The 272-nt window shown below is 32.4% G+C and carries 1 protein-coding gene; it reads left to right on the plus strand.

All coding sequences use genetic code 11. From position 1 onward, the window contains the following. Positions 1-272: DUF1259 domain-containing protein (locus SB717_RS35810; protein ID WP_410907723.1), on the plus strand; the 272-nt coding region annotated here is incomplete at both ends.

The following is a 272-nucleotide window of genomic DNA, read 5'->3' on the forward strand; positions in this document are numbered from 1 at the left end:
TGAACAAAAAAAGAACTTATGTAAGGTAACACGGGAGAGAAAAAATTTAAAGCCTACAATTCTTGGTCATCCTACAAGTTCAGATATGGTAATCGATTTAGAGTTTAGTTTCGAACCTGTTGCTAAAAAGGATAAAACTTTGAATTTGGCAGAACTTGTTTTTTTACAAGAAGAAGTAAACCCTTTCCTAGAAGAGATCAAAAAGAGTGAACAAATATTAGTTACAGCTATACACAATCACTGGTTATTTGAAGAACCGAGACTTATCTATG

It is taken from the genome of Priestia sp. SIMBA_032 (assembly GCF_046535215.1).
GTDB classification, from domain to species: domain Bacteria; phylum Bacillota; class Bacilli; order Bacillales; family Bacillaceae_H; genus Priestia; species Priestia aryabhattai.